The 19136-nt window shown below is 45.5% G+C and carries 14 protein-coding genes; 13 read left to right on the forward strand and 1 reads right to left on the reverse strand.

Going from position 1 to position 19136, the window contains the following annotated elements; translation table 11 throughout:
* Positions 1-30 precede the first annotated feature (30 nt).
* From NKT06_RS10800 to coaD, 12 genes are all read left to right on the forward strand, one after another.
* Positions 31-3102, forward strand: a complete 3072-nt coding sequence (locus NKT06_RS10800; protein ID WP_483311569.1) for a X2-like carbohydrate binding domain-containing protein — start codon at positions 31-33, stop codon at positions 3100-3102.
* 270 nt (positions 3103-3372) lie between these two features.
* Positions 3373-4920 (forward strand): response regulator transcription factor, encoded by a 1548-nt coding sequence (locus NKT06_RS10805; protein ID WP_253433641.1) that lies wholly within the window; start codon positions 3373-3375, stop codon positions 4918-4920.
* Between the two features lie 18 nt (positions 4921-4938).
* Positions 4939-6708, forward strand: coding sequence for a sensor histidine kinase (locus NKT06_RS10810; protein WP_253433644.1), 1770 nt, complete (start codon positions 4939-4941; stop codon positions 6706-6708).
* Between the two features lie 341 nt (positions 6709-7049).
* Positions 7050-8342, forward strand: a complete 1293-nt coding sequence (locus NKT06_RS10815; protein WP_253433647.1) for an extracellular solute-binding protein — start codon at positions 7050-7052, stop codon at positions 8340-8342.
* Positions 8343-8473: 131 nt separating this feature from the next.
* Positions 8474-9373: a carbohydrate ABC transporter permease gene (locus tag NKT06_RS10820; protein WP_253433650.1), complete on the forward strand. Its 900-nt coding sequence runs from the start codon at positions 8474-8476 to the stop codon at positions 9371-9373.
* A complete protein-coding gene (locus tag NKT06_RS10825) occupies positions 9366-10196 on the forward strand; it encodes a carbohydrate ABC transporter permease (protein WP_253433654.1) in 831 nt (276 codons plus the stop codon). The genes NKT06_RS10820 and NKT06_RS10825 overlap by 8 nt, the downstream gene beginning before the upstream one ends.
* 158 nt (positions 10197-10354) lie before the next feature.
* Positions 10355-13402, forward strand: a complete 3048-nt coding sequence (gene lacZ / locus NKT06_RS10830) for a beta-galactosidase, LacZ type (protein ID WP_253433657.1) — start codon at positions 10355-10357, stop codon at positions 13400-13402.
* 170 nt (positions 13403-13572) lie between these two features.
* Positions 13573-13878 (forward strand): hypothetical protein, encoded by a 306-nt coding sequence (locus tag NKT06_RS10835; protein WP_253433660.1) that lies wholly within the window; start codon positions 13573-13575, stop codon positions 13876-13878.
* A 105-nt stretch (positions 13879-13983) separates the two neighbouring features.
* Positions 13984-14268 (forward strand): hypothetical protein, encoded by a 285-nt coding sequence (locus tag NKT06_RS10840; RefSeq protein WP_253433663.1) that lies wholly within the window; start codon positions 13984-13986, stop codon positions 14266-14268.
* A gap of 142 nt (positions 14269-14410) precedes the next feature.
* Positions 14411-14845 (forward strand): hypothetical protein, encoded by a 435-nt coding sequence (locus tag NKT06_RS10845; RefSeq protein ID WP_253433666.1) that lies wholly within the window; start codon positions 14411-14413, stop codon positions 14843-14845.
* Between the two features lie 300 nt (positions 14846-15145).
* Positions 15146-15754 (forward strand): 16S rRNA (guanine(966)-N(2))-methyltransferase RsmD, encoded by a 609-nt coding sequence (rsmD, locus tag NKT06_RS10850; protein ID WP_253433670.1) that lies wholly within the window; start codon positions 15146-15148, stop codon positions 15752-15754.
* A 1-nt stretch (position 15755) separates the two neighbouring features.
* A complete protein-coding gene (gene coaD / locus NKT06_RS10855; RefSeq protein ID WP_085981453.1) occupies positions 15756-16262 on the forward strand; it encodes a pantetheine-phosphate adenylyltransferase in 507 nt (168 codons plus the stop codon).
* Here coaD and NKT06_RS10860 read toward each other — a convergent pair.
* Positions 16240-17577 carry a nucleoside recognition domain-containing protein gene (locus tag NKT06_RS10860; RefSeq protein WP_253433673.1) on the reverse strand — a complete coding sequence of 446 codons (1338 nt, stop codon included), beginning with the start codon at positions 17575-17577 and terminating at the stop codon, positions 16240-16242. The two genes, coaD and NKT06_RS10860, sit on opposite strands and share 23 nt — an antisense overlap.
* A gap of 314 nt (positions 17578-17891) precedes the next feature.
* On the opposite strand from NKT06_RS10860, the gene NKT06_RS10865 reads away from it, so the two are divergent.
* Positions 17892-18932 carry a SepM family pheromone-processing serine protease gene (locus tag NKT06_RS10865; RefSeq protein ID WP_253433677.1) on the forward strand — a complete coding sequence of 347 codons (1041 nt, stop codon included), beginning with the start codon at positions 17892-17894 and terminating at the stop codon, positions 18930-18932.
* Positions 18933-19136 lie beyond the last annotated feature (204 nt).

The following is a 19136-nucleotide window of genomic DNA, read 5'->3' on the forward strand; positions in this document are numbered from 1 at the left end:
TAACAAAGTTGAAGAGGAGGATAAGTTGATATGAGAACGTTTATGGGGAAATTACGAATGATGAGCTTGACGGTTGCCGTAGTAACCGCTTCACTGGCAGGACTTGCTGGAACTACATCGGCGGCACCGAGTGAAGCCTATGAGTGGAAAAATGTGGTGACTGGTGCAGGAGGCGGATTTGTACCGGGCATTATTTTCAACGAGTCGGAAAAGGATCTGATCTATGCCCGTACCGATATCGGGGGAGCCTATCGCTGGAATGCGGCTGATGAGAGCTGGATACCCTTAACGGATTTTGTTGGCTGGGATGACTGGAACAAGAATGGTGTGGACGCATTGGCTACGGACCCGGTTGATCCTGATCGCGTGTATATGGCAGTTGGGACGTATACGAATTCGTGGGACCAAAATAATGGTTCCATCTTGCGCTCTACGGACCGGGGGGATACATGGCAGACCACAACTCTTCCGTTCAAAGTGGGAGGCAACATGCCGGGACGTTCCATGGGAGAACGCCTGACTGTGGACCCGAATGATAACCGTATCCTGTATTTCGGTGCACGGAGTGGTCATGGGTTATGGAAAAGTACCGATTACGGTGTGACCTGGAACGAAGTCACAAGCTTCCCGAATCCGGGAAATTATGTGCAAGACCCTTCGAATGAGTATACCAGTGACATTGTAGGTCTGGCATGGATTACGTTTGACAAAACAACAGGTTCGGCAGGGCAGGCAACCCAGACCATCTATGTGGGTGTTGCGGATAAAGATCAAAGTGTATATCGCAGCACGAATGGCGGCCTGACCTGGTCAGCTGTTGCGGGTCAACCTACAGGTTACATCCCGCATCATGGTGTACTTGATTCAGACGGAAGCCTCTATATTACGTACAGCGATGGTGTTGGACCCTATGATGGGGCAAAAGGTGACGTTTGGAAACTGAACACGTCCACAGGTGTCTGGACCAACATCAGCCCTGTTCCAAGCAGCAGCACGGATAATTATTTTGGATATGGCGGATTGGCTGTCGATGCTCAGAATCCTGGTACATTGATGGTCGCGACATTGAACTCCTGGTGGCCTGATGCTACGTTGTTCCGCAGTACAGATGGCGGAGCGACGTGGACACGCATATGGGAATTTGATGGATATCCGAACCGGAAGTTACGGTATACACAGGATATTTCGGCAGCGCCATGGCTCACATTTGGTACCAATCCTGCCCCACCCGAAACAACTCCAAAACTGGGCTGGATGATCGGTGATCTGGAGATTGATCCGTTTGATTCGGATCGCATGATGTATGGAACGGGGGCTACGATCTATGGAACGAAGAACCTGACAGACTGGGATGATGATAAGAAAATCAATATTTCAGTGATGGCAAAGGGTGTTGAGGAGATTGCCGTACTGGATCTGATCAGCCCGCCAAGTGGTGCACATTTGTTAAGTGGAGTGGGGGATGTCTCAGGATTCCGTCATAATAATCTGGATCAGGCTCCAGCGACCATATTTACGAGCCCGAACTATTCTTCCACAGAAAGTCTGGATTTTGCAGAGTTAAGTCCGAATACGATGGTTCGCGTAGGGAAAGCAGATTATGCTGCTGATCCAAATGCAAAATCCATTGGTTTGTCCAGTGATGGAGGGACTACGTGGTATAAAGCCAATTCAGAACCTGCCGGCACAACGGGAGGAGGAACTGTAGCCATCTCTGCGGATGGTAACCGACTGGTATGGAGCACGTCAGACAAAGGTGTGCATTACTCGACTGGCGGCAATTCCTGGACGGCAAGTACAGGGATACCTGCACAGGCAAAAGTGATATCTGATCGTGTAAACCCAAACAAATTCTATGGATTTACAGCGGGTAAAATCTATGTGAGTGTGAATGGTGGTGCTGCCTTCACGGCATCGCCTGCGACGGGACTTCCAATGGAAGGAAATGCCGATCTGGATGCCGTTCCAGGTGTTGAAGGTGAACTCTGGTTTGCAGGTGGTAGTGAGGAAACAGGTCCTTACGGATTATGGCATTCCACGGATTCAGGAGCGACATTCACGAAGCTTGCCAATGTAGAGGAAGCAGACAGTATCGGATTTGGTAAAGCGGCCCCTGGACAGAACGTTGTTGCGTTATATACGGTTGCACAGATTGATGGAACACGTGGATTCTTCCGCTCCGATGACGGTGGAGCCAATTGGGTTCGTATCAACGATGATCAGCATCAGTATGCTCGTGTAACCACAATTACGGGTGATCCGCGTTTGTATGGAAGAGTATACCTCGGAACGAATGGCCGCGGAATTTTGTATGCCGACCGTGTTGGAGGTAACAATGGCGGAGGTACAACACCAGTGACCAACTCTGCCATTACACCGGTTACAGCGGAATTTGATCGCAAAGTCGGTAATCAGGTTGATATTCCAGTCACGTTGACGCTGAACGGCAATACACTTGTATCCATTCGTAACGGGAATGCAGCGCTGGTTTCAGGTACAGATTACACGTTAACAGGCAATGAGGTCGTATTGAGTAAAAACTACCTGGCTTCCCTGCCAAATGGTGCAGCGGCACTAACCTTTCAATTCAGCGCAGGCGCTCATGCGACCTTGAATCTGCTCATTAAAGACACGACACCTGCCCCTGTTGGAACCATACGCATTGAGATGTTTAATAGCAACACTTCAGCGACAGGCAGCTCGATTAGCCCCAAATTCAAACTGACGAATACGGGTACTACAGCATTAAATCTGTCTGATGTAAAAATCAGATACTATTACACGATAAACGGTGAACAGCCTCAGAACTTCTTCGCTGACTGGGCGACTGCTGGCAGTTCGAATGTAACAGGCACGTTCAGTGCACTCAATCCAGTACGGACAGGTGCTGATCACGTACTTGAGATCGGCTTTACAGCTTCGGCCGGAACTTTGAATGCGGGACAAAGCACGGAAATTCATACTCGCTTCTCCAAGAGCAATTGGACCAACTATACGCAAACGGATGATTATTCTTTTGCAGGTAGTCAGACATCCTATACGGATTGGTCCAAAGTCACCGGTTATGTTGCAGGAAGTCTCCAGTGGGGAATTGAACCATAAGGGAGTAATTTAACAAAATAGGATTGAAAATAGGGGTCCTGATTCGCCAAATGATCGAAAGGCGATTCAGGACTTCTTATTTTGTCGAAATATAGTGTAAACTATAGATAGTTACCATTGAATATACGATCGTTTTAGGATATAAAAAGATGTACAATCAATTTAAATTTAATGTAACCGCTAACACTGGAAAGTGTTTATAACCGATATATAATAGTTGGTATAGCCTGTACAGATATAGAGGAAAGATTAGACAAGGGGGTCGCGATCATGAACCGGTTGTGCAAGGTGCTGATTGTTGACGATGAGTTTCTGGTAAGACAGGGCATAAAGCACCATATGAACTGGGAAGCAGAAGGATTTATCATTGTGGGTGAAGCTTCCAACGGTGAAGAAGGATTGCAGCAGGTGAGCCTGTTAAAACCGGATATTGTGATTACCGACATTGTCATGCCTGTCATGGATGGCGAAACGTTTGTCCGTACACTAAAAGCCAGTAATCCGCAGATTGAAGTTATTGTACTTAGCAGCTTCAGTGAGTTCGAGTATGTACGTTCTACGCTTCAGCACGGGGCAGCAGATTATATACTGAAACCGAAGCTGGATACAAATGAATTATTGCAGGTCCTTCAACGCACAGCGGGTAAAATTCCGGAGCTACAGTTTGAGCCGTCGCACGATGGCTGGAGACTTGGACAACTGATGGAGAAGATGTTATCGGGATTTACATTGGATGAAGATAGCGAAATGCCGATGATACGAGATACCTTTCCGTACAAATCCTTTCGATTGCTTGTGTATAAACCCGTGGATGCTGGAGGGAATCCGCTGAAGTTGGATCAGGAACAGATGGAATCCAAGCTCCGCGGTGATCTGCCTGAAGTGGAATGTGCAATGGTTCCCGCAGAGGGTTCATTACCTGTCATGCTTCTTAATGTCGATCCTGCGAGAGATGGTTGGATGCTTGAACGGATTAGACAGTTGGCCAGTGAAAATGCAACAGGAGAAGGCAGTCCTGGTTGGGTGCTTAGTGAAAGCTTTACTTCATTTGAACAGATGGGTGTTGTCTACCGGGAACGCCTTATTAAGCTGATGGAATATCGCTTCTATTATAAAGATCGACCTATCCTGGTGTATGGTGAACTGCCTCCATTGCATCCCGCTGGTTACCAGTTTAATGTGAATATGTTCTTACAGCATGTGAAGCGTAACCGGGTCGAAGCGGCAAGAGAGTATTTACAGGAACATGCGACAACCCTTGGACGGGATTATATTGCCGATGTGTTTGAGATCAAATCATTTCTCGGTAACTTGATCTTCAACGTAACCATTACCCTCGCGGATATGGATGTTCAGTCTTCCGGGCTGGAAGAGAGCAAATATACGTATTTTAAAAATGTGGACGGGGCTTCGAGTCTGGACGAAGTTATGACTGTACTTGATCAGTTTATGACGGAAGTTCAGGAGTGCACCGCCGGTGCAGGTGGAAAACGAAGTGACCCGAATATGAAGATGCTGCTGGATTACATGCATGAGCACTTTGACCAGCCGCTTGGGCTTGCTGAGGTAGCGAAACACTTTCATTTCAATCCATCGTATTTGTCCAGTTACTTTTCATCTCACAAAAAAGAAGGATTTAATGAATATTTGAATAAAATTCGGATTGAAAAAGCCGAGGAACTGCTTCGATCCGATGATGTAACGATCTCGGAGATCAGCAGCATGGTAGGTTATTCCGATCATAGTTACTTTTGCAAAGTGTTCAAAAAGTTCACCGGACTATCACCAAGCCGATACCGGCGCAAATTCTGGGCATAAAGTCAGAAGGATAAGATCATGAAGAAATGGATGAACAGATTATCTCGTCTCGGATTATTTCCCAAGTTGTTTCTGGTTATGGTCATCAGTATTGTTCTCGTGTCAGTACTTATCTTGTGGACGACCATTCACATGTCAACCAATCTGTTTACCGAGACGTTCAGCATCACGAACTCCAAGGTGTTGAATCAGATTAAGACAAATTTTGAATCCTTTAATGAATCAATCGCTGCGGTTACTAATAATGTAGCTCAAAGTGGTGCCATTCGGGGATTTCTGTCTGAGGGGGATGCAGACTCAGTCTCAACAGCCAAATCTTTCTATAATATGCGTGAAACCATGAATCGGGTTCAAACCATTATTGAGTCTTATGAAGTAGGTATTACCATTGTGGGAGTAAACGGACGAAGTTTTTCCACCAATCCGGCTTATATTAAGAAGACAGGGGACGAATTGAAGCAGGAGCCCATTACCAAAGCAGCAATCCAATCGCCGAGCAGGCTGATTTTTGACTATTACCGCAGTGATACAAGTGAAGGCGAGCTACAGATGATCTCTGCAACAAAGGCATTGACGGATCGAACAAGAAATCACATATACGGGACACTCTACGTTACTATGAGAGAAGTGGAATTCCAACAGTTCTATTCCAGTTTCACGAGTCGAGGTAATGATGTTGTTATTATGAATGAAAAGGGCGAAATTATATCTTCAAACCGTCTGGACTGGATCGGTACAATTCAGCCGGAACTGCTCACATATGCTAAGGATTTGAGTGTGGACGTTTCGAAAAGTATTAATGCCCGTGTCATGGGGCAAGAGAGCATTATTCTATCTGAGTATTTACCCTTCTATCGGTTTTACCTGATTAATGTAGTGGATAAAAGTATGGCGATGGAACAGCTCATTGATATGAAGACGGTTGCGTTGATCTGTACAGCGATCGTTATCGGTGCGCTTGTTCTGGTGTTTCTGATTACAAGCCAAATCACCAAATCACTGCGCAGACTGGTAAAGCAGATGTCTAATATCACGAAAAGTGATCTGGATAACTATATACCGGTTAGTGGCAGTTACGAGAGTCGGCAACTGGGCCATGCTTACAACTATATGCTTGATGAACTGCATGATTATGTGGATCAATTAGTAAAGACGCAGCATGAACAACGTAACGCAGAGCTTGCGGCATTACAGAGTCAGATTAATCCTCATTTCTTGTACAATACTCTTGCATCTGTCAAAGTTCTGGTGCAACAAGGCAACAAGGACAGGGCAGCGGAGACCATTAATGCATTAATTGGATTGTTGCAAAATACGATCAGTGATGTGAGTCAGACTGTTACAGTGGAGCAAGAAGTCGAGAATTTGAAAAATTATGTCTTCATTAATCACGTTAGATACGGTGGCCGGATTAAAGCTGCTTTTTACGTTGCACCGGATTGTACGCACTATCATGTACCCAAGTTGGTGATCCAACCGTTTATTGAGAATGCATTTTTCCATGGATTTATCAAAAAAGAGACAGGGACGATTCATGTCATGGTTTCCAGAGCGGGGGAATCACTCATCTGTGAGATCATGGACAATGGTGATGGAATTGAAGGGCTTGTCATGGGAGAAACCTTACCCAATCCGAAGAATAATCGTCAACTATTCAGCGGCATCGGTATTCGCAATGTACATGACCGTATTGAGTTATTATATGGATCGCCTTATGGTGTCACCATTATGAGTACCGTCGGGGAAGGAACAAGAGTCACCGTTACACTGCCTTTAATCACGAGTTGAGTTATAGCTATTTGAATTGAGTACAATCAAAATTGAGATCCCTCGTAACTGTATTTCTACAGAAACGGGGGATTTTGTTGTGTCAGAGTTGAAGCAAACACACATATTTGTACGATCTCAAGATCAAGATAATACAAAATCAAAAGAAATTACAAAAAAACAAATTTAATGCAAACGGTTTCTGTAAAGGTTTTCATTGTGGCAATAAGATGACAAATCCGCACAAAATTATTACTAACGAATGGAGATATGGGAATGATAAGATGAATACATCGAAAGCAACCGCTTTCAGAAAACGCAAACAAATTACACACAAAGAGGTCGAAGGGGAGTTGAACGTTTTGAAAAAAATGTGGGTATTGATGCTCGTTACAGTACTGCTGTTGTCCGCATGTTCATCCGGTGGTGGAGGTAATTCTGCCAGTGGTGGAGATGAAAAAACAAACGAAATTACGATCTGGGCTTGGGACAAAGCATTTAACGTCGCTGCTCTTGAACAAGCAAAAGAAATTTATCAAAAAGAAAATCCTGATTTGAAGATCAACATCATTGAGAATGCTCAAGATGCGATTATCCAGAAGCTGAACACAGGATTGAACTCTGGAACAAGCAGCGGTCTTCCAAACATTGTTTTGATTGAAGACTATCGTGCACAAAGCTTCCTGAGTGCGTATCCGGATGCATTTAAAGATTTGTCTTCTACAATTAAAGCTTCCGATTTTGCAGATTACAAAATTGGACCAACATCCTATGAGGGCAAACAATATGGAGTTCCATTTGACTCCGGCGTAGCAGGTTTGTACTACAGAACGGATTTGCTGGAACAAGCGGGCTACAAGTCTGCTGACTTGCAAGACATCACTTGGGATGATTACATCCAAATCGGTAAAGATGTGAAAGCAAAAACTGGTAAAGAGTTGCTGTCTCTTGACCCGAATGATCTTGGAATCATTCGCATGATGATCCAAACAGCAGGCAAATGGTACACTGCAGAAGATGGCAAGACACCTGACATTAGCAGTAACCCTGCATTGAAAGAAGCTTTCGAAACATACAAAAAAATGATGGATGCCAACATTGTTAAATTGCACTCCGACTGGAGCCAATTCGTTGCCAATGCCAATAACGGTAGCGTAGCAACAATTCCTACAGGTAACTGGTTCTCACCATCTGTACGTCAAGAAGCATCCCAATCCGGTAAATGGGCTGTAGCTCCAATGCCGAAAATGGCTGGTCAATCTAACTCTGTACATGCATCCAACTTGGGCGGTAGCTCTTGGTATGTAATGAACAACGTTCCTGGTGCAGATCAAGCAGCTGACTTCATGGCCAAAACATTTGGTTCTGACAAACAATTGTACCAAGACTTGTTGACAAATATTGGTGCGATCGGTACGTACAAACCGGCTACTGATGGTGAAGCGTACAACAAGCCAGATGAGTTCTTCAGCGGTCAAAAAATCTTCAGTGATTTCGCAAATTGGACCAAAGAAATTCCAAATGTAAACTATGGTAGCAACACATATGCAATTGAAGACATTCTGGTTGTTGAAATGCAAGCGTACCTGAATGGTAAATCAATTGATGAAGTTTTGGCTGAAGCACAAAAACAAGCTGAAGCACAATTAAACTAGGACACCCAAGGTAACTTATAGAACCCAAGGTAACTCGGAGCCGTCTCCCTTGTCTGGCGCAAGTCGAACCGGATAAGGCGAGAGGCTCTGTGGGTTCTATCCATGTTCCGTGGAGAGAGAGGAGCCATACTGTGAAAGCCATAAATACAGGAGACAGTCTCCAAAAGAAAAGTAATTTGACTGGATGGGCTTTTGTTTTGCTGGCTGTTATCGGGATTGTAGCATTTTACTTCTACCCGATGATTCAAGCGCTGCTCTTATCATTCAAGTCTGGCAAAGGGGCCAATCTTGAATTTTCGGGCCTTGCGAACTACAAAAGATTGTTAGTTGATACAACGTTCCGCACAGCATTATCGAACACATTCATCTACTTGATCATTCAAGTGCCTGTAATGATTATTCTCGGTTTGTTTATTTCCGTATTGCTGAATGACAGCACACTGCGCTTCCGGAGTTTCTTCCGCACAGCCATTTTCTTGCCTTGTGTAACTTCATTGGTAGCCTATTCTGTTGTATTCAAATATTTGTTTGCACCTGATGGAATGGTCAATCAATTCTTGATGGGCTTGCACATTATCGGTGATCCAATTCAATGGATCACAGACCCGTTCTGGGCTAAAATTACGATCATAATCGCCGTTACTTGGCGTTGGACCGGATATAACATGATTTTCTATCTGTCATCTCTGCAGAACATCGATCAATCGATCTATGAAGCAGCAAAAATAGACGGAGCCAATGCATTCACCCAATTTTTCAAAATTACAGTTCCTTTGCTCAAACCCATTATCCTCTTCACGTCGATCACATCAACGATTGGTACATTGCAAATCTTCGATGAGATTATGAATATTACGAAGGGTGGTCCAGGTAACGCGACCATGTCGATCTCACAGTATATCTACAACCTTTCGTTCAAGTATTCACCGGACTTTGGATATGCAGCAACGGTTTCATATTCCATTGTAATTTTGATCATTGTATTGTCCATTATCCAGTTTAAAGTGGCAGGTGATAATAAAAATGGCTAAATTTAAAGCAAAACGAATTTTCACTTATGTGTTCCTGTCCATCGTCGCTTTTGTATCCATTTTTCCATTCTTCTGGATGTTGGTCAGTTCAACGAATGCGTCTGTTGATGTAACCAAAGGCAGATTGTTACCGGGTTCGGCTTTCATTGATAACTTCAACAAACTGCTTGATTCGACAAATCTCGTGCAGGCTCTCGGGAACTCGGCTATTATCTCGGTAGTCTCGACTGCTCTGGCGCTGTTGATTGGTTCCATGGCAGGTTATGGATTCGAAGTATTTCGCACGAAGTCCCGTGATATTGTGTTTAACATCCTGTTGTTATCCATGATGATCCCGTTTGCAGCAATCATGGTACCACTGTACCGCATGTTCGCAACAATCTCCGGTGTTGCACCAGTGATCGGAATTAACACGATGGCAGCAGTTATCCTGCCAACCATTGCAACAGCGTTCCTGATCTTCTTCTTCCGTCAGAACACCAAAATGTTCCCGAAAGATTTGCTGGAAGCTGGACGTATTGATGGTTTGAGCGAACTCGGGATCTTCCTGAAGATCTACATGCCAACAATGAAAACAACTTATGCAGCGGCAGCAATTATTACATTCATGAGTAGCTGGAACAACTATCTATGGCCACTCATTGTATTGCAAACGCCTGACCAACAAACGATTCCGCTATTGATCTCAAATCTTGGTGCTGGTTATGCTCCGGATTACGGAGTAATCATGACAGCAATCGTTATCGCAACACTGCCTACAGCAATCGTATTCTTCATCATGCAGAAACATTTTGTTGCAGGTATGGTAGGTTCCGTGAAGTAATGAAAACAGCATAATCCGTGTAAATAACGGGTGCAGGAAAGAAGAGAGGACGCCAGTTATGGCGTACCTCTGTCTTTTTTGTTTATGTAAAGCAAAAAGGAAGTCAGATACAACCTTGAATAAGTCAAACTATACCGTTTTAAAGGGAGAGAGAGCCGATGAAAGCAACAAAGGCAGATATCAACTGGTTGGGAGACGTAAGTGTATTTGAGGTGAACCGTCTTCATGCGTATTCCGATCACCGTTATTACCAAACGATGGAAGAGGCTGTAGGTTCAGGCGCGATGTCCATGCGTTATGATTTGAATGGTACGTGGAAATTCAACTATGCCATTCGTCCAGACAGCCGTCCTGAATTTTTCTATACGTCCGATTTTTCCAGTGAAGGCTGGGATGATATTGAAGTTCCGGGGCATATCCAACTTCAAGGATACGGACAGATTCAATACGTAAACACACAATACCCTTGGGATGGCCTGAACGAAATTCGTCCGCCGGCATTGCCACAGGATAAAAACCCCGTTGGAAGTTACATTCGCACCTTCCACCTGCCGACAGGTTGGGAATCGAATCCGGTATATATTTCTTTCCAAGGTGTAGAGTCAGCATTCTATGTATGGCTTAACGGACAATTCGTAGGATACGGGGAAGACAGCTTTACGCCGTCTGACTTTGACCTGACACCATTCCTTCAGGATGGAGAGAATAAGCTGGCTGTTGAGGTGTATCAACGCAGCACAGGCAGCTGGCTGGAAGATCAGGATTTCTGGCGTTTCTCCGGTATTTTCAGAGATGTGTATCTGTATACGGTCCCTGCTGCACACGTACGTGATGTTCATGTCCGCACAGATCTGGACAAGACCTATACCAACGGTACCTTACAACTGGATTTGAAACTGGAAGGAAAAGCGGTTGCTGGAGCACATGTAGAGGCTGAACTTCGTGATCGGGAAGGCAATACCGTTAAAACGTTTGAATCCAAGGTTAACGATGGAAAAGTAAGTCTTCGTGAAGACATTGGTACAGTGAACCTGTGGAGCGCAGAGATTCCATACTTGTACCGCCTCTATATTCGTGTATATGATGCTGCGGGTACACTGGTTGAGGTTGTTCCTCAAGCCGTTGGTTTCCGTACATTTGAAATGATTGACAAAGTCATGCACATTAATGGTAAACGTATCGTATTCAAAGGTGTGAATCGTCATGAGTTCAACCCGCGTCGAGGACGTGCGGTTACGAAGGAAGACATGCTGTGGGATGTTCGTACCATCAAACAAAACAATATGAATGCCGTACGTACGTCACACTATCCAAACCAAAGTCTGTGGTATGAGCTGTGCGATGAATATGGACTCTATGTTATTGATGAGATGAATCTGGAGACACACGGATCTTGGCAGAAACTTGGTGCCGTTGAGCCTTCATGGGTTATTCCAGGGGACAAACCGGAATGGCATGATATCGTTATGGACCGCGCTGTATCCATGGTCGAGCGTGACAAAAACCATCCGTCCATTCTGATCTGGTCTTGTGGTAATGAATCTCATGGCGGTGAAGTCATCTACAAAGTATCCCAATACTTCAAATCAGCTGATCCAACACGTCTGGTACATTACGAAGGTGTATTCCATGATCGCCGTTTCGATGAGACAAGTGATATGGAGAGCCGCATGTATGCCAAACCGGCGGACATTGAAGAATTCCTGAATGCCAACCCGACCAAACCTTATATCAGCTGTGAGTACATGCACGCCATGGGTAACTCTATTGGTGGTATGCACAAATATACGGAGTTGGAAGACAAATACCCGATGTATCAAGGTGGATTCATCTGGGATTACATCGACCAATCCATTTATAAAAAAGATCGTTATGGCAAAGAGTTCCTCGCCTATGGCGGAGATTTCGGTGATCGTCCATCAGACTATTCGTTCTGTGGCAACGGTATCGTTCATGCCGATCGTAAAGTAACTGCGAAAATGCAGGAGGTTAAATTCCTGTATCAGAACATCAAGCTTTTCCCGGATCGTGAAGGCGTTAAGATCGTAAACGGTAACCTGTTCGCAGATACATCTGCATTGGAACTGGTATACAGCCTAGAGCGTGAGGGACATGAAGTGCTGCGTGGAACATTGGAAGTGAACGTGGATGCGCAAAGTGAGACGGTAGTGAAACTTCCGCTGGGTGCAGAATCCCTGGTGGGTGGCGAGTACGCTGTGAACACTGCATTTGTGTTAAAAGAAGCTACACTGTGGGCTGACAAAGGCGAAGAAGTGGCATTTGGACAGTTTATTTTCACACAGGATCAGGTAAATGATGCAGCACAGACGGACCTGAACCTTGTGAGTGATGTACAGGTGGTTGAAGGTGACGTTAACATCGGTGTTCGTGCTGGCAAAACGCATGCGCTGTTCTCCAAACAGTTCGGGACACTGGTTTCCCTGAAATTATCCGGTCGTGAGACTATTGCCGTACCACCTGCACCGCTCTTCTGGCGTGCAATGACGGATAATGATAAAGGAATGGCGATGGGCTTCGAACTGGGTGCCTGGTATGCTGCAAGCCTGATGCCACGATCTGTAGAGTGGAAAGCGGAACAGAAACCGGATCAATACCGGATCGAGTTCACGTACAAGCTCAACATTTCGGAGGATGTACAAGTGAAAGTGGTGTACACCGTTCATGCAGATGGAAGTGTACGTGTGCATAATACGTACAAAGGTACAGCCGGATTGCCGAACCTGCCAATTCATGCATTGTCCTTCAGAACATCACCTGACTTCGAAAACGTGGAATGGCTCGCGATGGGACCAGAAGAAAACTATGCAGACCGCGCATTTGGCGCACGTCTAGGCATCCATGGCAGCAAAGTAGCTGATACTGTAGCTCCATATCTGGTACCACAGGAGTCGGGCAACCGTACTGGCGTTCGTTGGGCCAAATTGACAGACAACGCGGGACGTGGCTTCAAAATTGAGGCATCCGGAACTCCGGTTGAACTGAATGTTTCACCATATACAGCATTTGAGCTGGAGAACGCACAACATGCGTACGAATTGCCACCTGTGCACTATACGGTCGTGACTGTAGCGGGTAAACAAATGGGTGTTGGCGGTGATGACAGCTGGGGTGCTCCAGTTCATCCGGAATACCTGATCCCTTCGGACGGCGAACTGACATTTGAATTCGTCATTCGTGCACTGTAAGTAAAAGAATCGTACAGAATAAAGAATGTATTCTATAAAGAACAGAGGTCTTCGCTCATCGGAGGCCTCTGTTTTGTTATGTCAACAAACAGCTTGAGAGGCATAGTATGAAACCGTTCTCTCTCCAACCTCGTAATGTACGAGACAGGAAACATAAGAGGGGGGTCAAGATGAGTAGAAAAGCAAAGACAGGTATATGGGTGACGGTGTTGGTCTCTCTGGGCATCATAGTTGGATGTTTCATATGGTATTTCAATACGGCTTCAGGTGAACGTGCACTCAAAACGATGAGGTCCAATAACTCGGGCGGCCTGGAGAGGGTTGTTAAAGTGTACAGCAATAACGGTGAATTGATTCAGACCTATGATGGCAAAATCGACGTGGAAGATACGGAATACGGCAATAAAGTATTATTCGATCTTAATGGGAAGCGTGTTGTGATCTACAATGCAACGATTGTAGTAGAAGAGAAGTAAACCTGCATTGGCCAATCTCAAAGGGCACGGATTAGAAAACTGGAATGACACCATCTTTCTTATATGGTAAAATTAAGGTAATGACTTAGAGGTGTGGTGATTTTTATGATGGATATGTACCTGATAATTCTTGTTGCCATATTGGGCATGATCTTGTTCTATGGTTTAATCGCTTATTTCTTGGTTCGCTTTATTTCGAAAAAAGCTTTCAAGTTGACGTTAACCAAATATGAAATGATGGAGATTATAACCTGGCTCGCCGTGCTGTTTATTACCTTCATGATGATTAAGACACGTTCAATGAATCTTCTCTTGCCGGTTGTTTTACTCCTCATTCCATTGATCAATTTACGACTTTCCAATCGAAAACATCGAGAGCTGAACTCGTAAGGTCTTGCAACGTTGGGGTAAGGCAAAAAAGGATGAACATCGGAAAGGTTGACGGAGTTTACATCACTAGTCAGCCTTTTTTGTTGGATTAGGAATGCGGATTACAAATGTGAAATGGAAATGAGCGAAGGGGAGCTTAATCATGATCTTGGGCAAATCAACGGACACGTCAGGGTTAACGCAAGTTGCCAATCTTTCGGATGAACTGCAGCCTGTTTTTGATAAAGCAGCAACCAAATATCAAGTCGTTGATATAGAACTCTTCTTTGTTTTCAGGTGCCTTCCTGAAGAATACGATAGGAAATCAACGGTTAGGCATGTGAAGAAGGATAATGTCATCTATTTTGATTTGGTGGTCAGCGAGGATCGTTATAAGACATTAAGTAAAAGCAAACAACGATATGTGTTAAGCCATGAGTTTTATGCTTTTTGGAGTGAAAAAATACAGAAGTACAAGATTGAACATCTAAACACAAATGAATTTATCGCAGATATGGAGATGTGGCTAAGGGAGATTGGATGGATGCAAACCGAAGAGCAAGCCGAAATAAGTGAATTTGAAGAAAAGTATAACTAACATATTAAATTAAAATAAAAACAACAAAAAGAAGCCCTCTTTCGAGAGCTTCTTTTTCATGGGAGAGGAGAAACCGGACGAAGAGCTTATGGGGAAACGTAAGTCTTCTCCGCGGTTGTCTACGACACTTGTGATGTCGATAATTATAGAATCGCCCGATTGTTTCCTTTTTATACATATGCGTCAACAATTCGGCAACAATTTTCCAATGGAATGAAGAACGCGCATTTTTCAAACCGAACCCGAATGTGGTACGATAGCCTTATCAATAAACTTACATAGAGAAAAGGTGACTCGTCAGTGAGAGTGGTATCTGGGAGTGCGAAAGGCAGGCCGCTGAAGGCTGTTCCTGGCACGGGTACGCGACCGACCACCGACAAGGTGAAGGAAGCGTTATTTAGCATGGTTGGTCCTTATTTTGAGGGCGGCACAGCATTGGATCTGTTTGCAGGCAGTGGGGGTCTCGGAATTGAGGCGCTGAGCCGCGGCATGGACAAGGCTGTTTTTGTTGATTTGGAATCAAAAAGTATTGAAGTGATCCGCATGAATCTGAAGGCGACCAAGCTGGAAGACCAGGCGGCTGTATACCGTAATGATGCAGGTCGTGCATTGAAGGCACTCGCCAAGCGAGGCACAACGTTTGATCTGGTATTTCTCGACCCGCCATATCGCATGAAGAACGGGCACGAGTTGATGCTGACCATGCACGAACTGGAACTTCTGGAACCCGAAGCAACCATTGTGCTTGAATATGAATCCAAACATGATTACCCTGAGCAATTCGGCCCGTTTGAACAAACGCGCAAGGCTTTGTATGGGGAGACGGCAGTATCCATCTATTATTATGCGCCTGAAGCATTGGAGGATGGAGAATCCATTACACCGAAAGAGGAGGCTCCTCATGACTGAAATGATACACCGACAGGAACGGATCGCCGTATATCCTGGAAGTTTTGATCCCGTGACGATGGGGCATCTGGATATTATCGCCAGAGCGTCGAAGCAATTTGATCGCGTCATTGTGGCTGTGTTGAACAATATGAGCAAAAATCCGCTGTTTACAGTGGAGGAACGCAAAGAACTGATCACGGAAGTAACCCGCCATCTACCCAATGTGGAGGTGGACAGTTTCCGCGATCTGACTGCCAATTACGTCCGGCAAAAGGAAGCCCAGGTCATCGTTCGTGGTATACGCTCGGTAACTGATTTTGAATACGAGTTGCAATTGGCATCGACCAACAGCAAGTTAAATCCGGATGCGGAAACGATATTTATGATGACAAATCCGAAGTATTCCTATTTAAGTTCCAGCATCGTCAAAGAAATCGCTCATTATCATGGAGATGTTACAGATCTTGTATCACCTGAGGTGGAAGCAGCGCTCCGTCAGAAAATCAGCGAGAAAACCGGCGGTTAAACCAGAAGGTAAGACCTGATAGACTAATCATAACTGCAAGAAGTAACGCAAGACCCATGCATGCAGCAGGGAAGACGCTCCAAATGGTGTTGATCGTATATGTGTTACCTGGACTATGTATGAATAGCCAACCGAATGGTGTCGAGAGGTCCTGCTCTGCATTCGTCTGTAATGTGGTCCAGACCTCTGTGCTGTAACGGCTGAACGGCATCCATAGGAACAGACTGATGAAAAAGGCGATTAATCCATGAGTCAGACGAACTCCAGCAAAGTACAGCATCGATTTGCTGCTTGGACCAGTGGTTTTCAGGACGGCAGAGACTTGCAGATGGGAACATAAACCACCCCATCCCAGTATGGCTGCAAGTAGAGACATGAGCAGCGCGGGTGTAAGTGAAGTCTGACTCAAATGGTAGGTACCCAGGTGAAGCTCAAAGAAGGCTGGCCACAGTGCAGCAGTGGACCCGGGAGTCAGATACAGGGAGACCAATCGGATAAACACGGCAAAACCGATCATGTATCCTCCAGTCATCATCAAGGTCTGCACAGCTTGGGATACGGTGTCACCGAGCAGTTTGCCAAACCCTCTTCCATCACGACTATGGGCTTCCCTCGCTGCAATCATCATATCAGACCATATACTGCGTCGTTTGTATGTAGAGTGGTGGGGTGCAGATGAGCGACTTATGGAACTTGCAGGATTTGCAGGCTGAGAATCAACAGAGCTGTTATCTGCTTGCACAGCTGTCAAGCCAACCCGGTTATTCTGGTTACCCGTTGCAGGCAGGAGACGCGTGGCAAGAATGGCAGCGATCCAGCCGCTGATCCAGTGGACCACGAGTAGAAAATATCCGGCCGCTGGCTGATGAAGAAAAGCAGCACCAACGACCAGTATGATCATCATTGGATTGGCAAAATGAGACGCCGCCGCAAGGACAACCGCCTGCTTGGCGGTAATTTGTCTATCCTGAAATAAACGGGACACCGCATCTGCTCCTGCGGGGAATCCGCCGCACATGCCAACGGCAATCGCCAAACCTGCGTTGCCTGGAAGTCTGAACCATCGTTGCATTAACGGTCCGAGCAAGGCGCCGATTGCATGGGTGAAGCCAAACGCAGTGAGCATTTGGGATAACATGAGGAATGGGAGCATGGCAGGGAAAATGATTTTCCACCATATATCCAGACCTTGAATAGAGGCATCAAACGCTTCTTTGGGGGAGGCAACTACCGCAATGACCAACATTAAAGCGCCGGTACTTAGGATTATCGTTCGTAATGGGCCAGAATCTCTAACCTCGCTCTGTAATGTCATCGTTTCACCTCATATCAGATAACGCCGATTCGGCATCTGAATCGTTATGGACGGCCGAATGACGCCCGAAGGGCGGTTCGGCCTTGACCGGACAGGCTATTGTATACAGCGGCCTATCCGGCCTGTACCATTGTATGCACAGGGACCAGAGTGTTAGACTTGAAAAAAATGATGAAATAAGATGAGCTGAATATCTGCATTACACAGAGCGAGTATCTAACCGGAGAATGACAGTATTCACAAGGTGGAATTACGATCGCTGATGAGTGTAGAATTCGGCTTGTATAGAGATACAAAGAACGGAGGCTCATGCGATGAATCGGATTCGGAAATCTGGCGGATTCAGAGCTTCGATCTTTGTGATCGTGGTGGCTCTGGTCGTCTATGTTGCTGTGTACATGCCAACGCCGTATATCATATATATGCCTGGCAGTGCAGATGAAGTAAAACCAATGGTAACCGTCAAGGGTGGGGACCAGGAAGAACGCGGTGTGTTCATGATGACGACCGTGTCGGCAACATATGCCAATGTGTTTTTGCTAGGAACCTCTCTGTTCAATCAAAATGCTCAAGTGGATAAAAAGGAAGACCGACTGCGCGGCAAAAGCGAAGCGGAATACTCTGCCGAACAGGTGTGGTTCATGAGTGACTCGCAATCCTCCGCAATGGAGGCTGCATATGAACAGGCTGGTGTGGCTTACTCTATTGTACCTGAACATATCTTTGTATTTGGACTGTCCGAAGATCCAAAACCCGATGGAGACATTGCTCCAGGCGATATTATTCTTGGAGTGAACGGGACAGCTACGCCGGATAATACGGTGCTTTCTGCCCAGTTAAAAGATAAAAAGGTTGGAGATACCGTCGAAATGCAACTGGAACGTGGCGGAGAGACCATTAGCCGGGACGTGAAACTGATTCAGGTAAAAGACAATAAAACGGGAGAAACCCGCCCGGGACTCGGGGTAATGATTGGTGCGGTTCAGAAGGTGAAAGCTGAAGATCCGGACAAACAGATTTCCTTCACAGATACTCAGGTTGGTGGTCCGTCTGCCGGCTTGATGTTTACGTTGGAGATCTATAACCAGTTAACACCTGGAGATCTGACCAAGGGGCATCGAATTGCGGGTACAGGTACCATTACTAAGGACGGTGTGGTCGGTGCCATTGGTGGCGTAGTGCACAAGATTGTAGCCGCTGACCGGAAAGAAGCGGAGATCTTCTTTGTGCCGAAGGATAACTATAAGGAAGCAGCAGCCAAGGCTAAACAGATTGGCACCAAAATGAAACTTGTGCCTGTGAGCAAGGTGGATGATGCGCTGGCTTATCTGAAAACCTTATCCGTGAAATCATAGGATTCCAATGGGGCGGGAAGAGATTAAGTTGTGTTGAAACTGATGAATGAGTACGGATGATATCGAAAAAAATGGATTGCAGCAAATGAAGTGTGATCAGGAGAAATGAGAGTGTCAGCAGATTCAAAGGGTTAAATGAGGGAATCCCCTTGTTGCGATGTGCCTGAGCGGCGCGCAGCAAGGGGATTTTTTGCTTATCAAAAC

The sequence above is a fragment of the Paenibacillus sp. 1781tsa1 genome, from assembly GCF_024159265.1.
GTDB lineage: Bacteria > Bacillota > Bacilli > Paenibacillales > Paenibacillaceae > Paenibacillus.

Excerpts from the sequence above, each read along its gene's own strand:
- NKT06_RS10800 (WP_483311569.1), top strand. The coding sequence starts at position 31 with ATGAGAACGTTTATGGGGAAATTACGAATGATGAGCTTGACGGTTGCC.
- NKT06_RS10805 (WP_253433641.1), top strand. The coding sequence starts at position 3,373 with ATGAACCGGTTGTGCAAGGTGCTGATTGTTGACGATGAGTTTCTGGTA.
- NKT06_RS10810 (WP_253433644.1), top strand. The coding sequence starts at position 4,939 with ATGAAGAAATGGATGAACAGATTATCTCGTCTCGGATTATTTCCCAAG.
- NKT06_RS10825 (WP_253433654.1), top strand. The coding sequence starts at position 9,366 with ATGGCTAAATTTAAAGCAAAACGAATTTTCACTTATGTGTTCCTGTCC.
- lacZ (WP_253433657.1), top strand. The coding sequence starts at position 10,355 with ATGAAAGCAACAAAGGCAGATATCAACTGGTTGGGAGACGTAAGTGTA.
- NKT06_RS10835 (WP_253433660.1), top strand. The coding sequence starts at position 13,573 with ATGAGTAGAAAAGCAAAGACAGGTATATGGGTGACGGTGTTGGTCTCT.
- NKT06_RS10840 (WP_253433663.1), top strand. The coding sequence starts at position 13,984 with ATGATGGATATGTACCTGATAATTCTTGTTGCCATATTGGGCATGATC.
- NKT06_RS10845 (WP_253433666.1), top strand. The coding sequence starts at position 14,411 with ATGATCTTGGGCAAATCAACGGACACGTCAGGGTTAACGCAAGTTGCC.
- coaD (WP_085981453.1), top strand. The coding sequence starts at position 15,756 with ATGATACACCGACAGGAACGGATCGCCGTATATCCTGGAAGTTTTGAT.
- NKT06_RS10860 (WP_253433673.1), bottom strand. The coding sequence starts at position 17,577 with ATGACATTACAGAGCGAGGTTAGAGATTCTGGCCCATTACGAACGATA.
- NKT06_RS10865 (WP_253433677.1), top strand. The coding sequence starts at position 17,892 with ATGAATCGGATTCGGAAATCTGGCGGATTCAGAGCTTCGATCTTTGTG.